Origin of the sequence: Flavonifractor plautii ATCC 29863, from assembly GCF_000239295.1 — a bacterium.
GTDB lineage: Bacteria > Bacillota > Clostridia > Oscillospirales > Oscillospiraceae > Flavonifractor > Flavonifractor plautii.
Genome location: NZ_JH417853.1, coordinates 1 through 1,759, shown reverse-complemented (window position 1 = coordinate 1,759; position 1,759 = coordinate 1). Strand labels below are relative to the sequence as shown.

At 63.0% G+C, this 1,759-nt stretch carries 2 protein-coding genes; both read right to left on the bottom strand.

Annotated features, from left to right (window positions below; genetic code table 11):
• Positions 1-471: 471 nt before the first annotated feature.
• Positions 472-1,296 carry a VanW family protein gene (locus tag HMPREF0372_RS17985; RefSeq protein WP_174269974.1) on the bottom strand — a complete coding sequence of 275 codons (825 nt, stop codon included), beginning with the start codon at positions 1,294-1,296 and terminating at the stop codon, positions 472-474.
• Positions 1,297-1,363: 67 nt separating this feature from the next.
• The gene (locus HMPREF0372_RS17980) at positions 1,364-1,627 is read right to left on the bottom strand and encodes an HPr family phosphocarrier protein (protein WP_007495691.1); all 264 of its coding nucleotides are present in this window, start codon (positions 1,625-1,627) and stop codon (positions 1,364-1,366) included.
• Between the last annotated feature and the right edge of the window lie 132 nt (positions 1,628-1,759).

Sequence of the window (1,759 nt, the reverse complement as noted above, 5' to 3'; positions counted from 1 at the left end):
CGTTTGGCCGCAGGCCAAACCTCGCCGCAGGCGGGATTCACTCCCGCCGAGGATGTCAAATCATCCTCCGGGGGCCCCAAACGAACCCGTTCGTTTGGGGAATGGGCATGGGCTTTTTCTTTTAATTCGTCAAAGGTCATGACTCGTAGGGGCCGATGCCCACATCGGCCCGCGTCCTCCTTTCCGCCAGATTTCTCATACCCTGCCGCTGGGCGCAGCGGCGTCCCCTAGGAGCCCCAAACGCCCCTCGTGCGTTTGGGAGAATGGGCATGGGCTTTTCTTTGCGTCTATCGAAGGAGGGGCACCGTAGGGGCCGATGCCCACATCGGCCCGCCGCCCCCTTCCACCGGGCTGGCACCGGCAGGCGCACACCGTGCGCCCCTACCGGACAGGCTTTGCGTTTTCCGCCCTTCTTATGCCGTACCGGCGGGCATATCTCTCCCGCAGGGCGGGCGGCCATAAAGGCCGCCCCTACGGGGGCGTCTCCTCCAGCATGGGGTTATACATCATGATGGCGTGGTTCTCCGTGATGAATTCTTCCCCCAGCTCCGCGCCGTCCATACCCAGCACCCGGCGGAACAGGGTGTTGTGCCGGGTGAAGCCGCCCCAGTACTCCCCCCGGATCTCGTGCTCCTTCTCATAGACCTCGTACCGGCAGGTCTGGGGGCCGTCGGCCCGCCACTCCCCCTCCAGATGGGTGTCCGTCACCTGGAGCACCAGCCGCCAGGTGTCGGGGGTGTCGTTGCGCACCATGAGATCCATGTAGTTGTAGAAGCAGGTGGCCCCGCTGCCAAAGGGCTGGGTGCGGTTGGAGTCGGGAAACACGTCGTAGCCGTGCCGCCACCGCTCGGTGACGGTGAGGGGGGTGTGGAGGGTCATCCAGTAGAGCAGGTTGGTCATCTGGCACAGGCCGCCCCCCACGCCGGAGGCCACCCTGCCGTTGCGCAGAATCATCCCCTCCACATAGCCCCTCCGCCGGGTGGGCCTGCCCACGGCCCGCCAGAAGGAGAGGGTCTCCCCCGGCTTCAGCGTCAGGCCGTCCAGCCGGGCCGCCGCCAGGCGCAGGTTGGTGACCTTGCTGCGCTGGAGGGCCATGTCCTCCCCCCGCAGCCTGCGCAGCAGGGGCGTGGCGTGCTCCGCCCACAGGTAGAGGCACTCCACCTCCGGCCGGGGCCGGGCAAACCGCAGGCCGCCGGTATGCCACAGCAGGCGGCGGCGCCAGCACAGGGCCAGCCCGCCCAGCCGCAGGCGCAGGGCGCTCCGCCGGATGGGCTCCGGAGTCATCTCCGCCTTCACAAGCCACACCTCCCGTCTATCAAAAAAAGCGCCGCAGACGCGGCGCTTTTTTCTCTCGCTCGTTCGCTTACTCGGAGAAGTTGGAGGAGATCAGCTCAATCAGAGCCTCCACCGCTTCTTTCTCGTCGGGGCCGTCTGCAATGAGGTTGATGGAAGTCCCCTTGACAATGCCCAGAGAGAGCACACCCAGCAGGCTCTTGGCGTTCACTCTGCGCTCGTCCTTCTCCACCCAAATGGAGCTCTTGAACTCGTTGGCTTTCTGGATGAAAAACGTGGCCGGTCTCGCATGTAGGCCGACCTGGTTGTTCACGACTGCCTCTTTCATATACATAGCGTTTTCCCCCCAAGATGCATTCGCATACTTCGTACTATAGAATATCAAATTTATCCCAAACCGTCAATGACAAAATACACAAATTAAGTTGAAGAAACTGTAGGACTACAATACATATTGGACATCTGA